Below are 463 nucleotides of genomic sequence, written 5' to 3'. Positions count from 1 at the left end.
CATTGGCATTTTCCATAAATGTCCTCCATAGATAGTTTTTTCCCGCCTGACCACTCTTGAGAGTGGTCAGGTACTTATATATGGCGTGGACTTGCCATTTTGCTTGACCGTTTTTAAAAAATTTTTCGAAAAAATTTTCATTTTCGGTCAAGCGCCACGCATCTGCACGCCATATATAGGTGCCTGACCACTTGCAAGTGGTCAGGTGGGAGATGTCTATGAAACAAAACACATCTGAAATCTCGCATATACCTTGGCATCCTGCCTTTATAGAAGCTTTACAAATGGAGCTGCAGGAATATCAGGACGCGTTGGAATTCCATCCGGAATACCAACTGACTTCCGAGCCTTTGCGAATAGACTGCATAATAATCAAAAAGGCGAAAGATGTCGTTATCAAGAAAAACATCTCCGTCATATTTCGGGAATGTAACCTGCTGGAATACAAAAGCCCTGACGATTA

The 463-nt window shown here is 42.1% G+C and carries 1 protein-coding gene; it reads left to right on the top strand.

Annotated elements, in window-relative coordinates; genetic code table 11:
* Nucleotides 1-218: 218 nt before the first annotated feature.
* Nucleotides 219-463, top strand: a 245-nt coding sequence (locus ACYVRA_RS08770) for a hypothetical protein (protein ID WP_461252334.1), incomplete at its 3' end; no start/stop codon positions are given.

This window comes from Treponema sp. R8-4-B8 (assembly GCF_054786175.1).
Note: the sequence above shows the minus strand (reverse complement) of the source record. Positions and strands in the feature narration are given on the sequence as shown.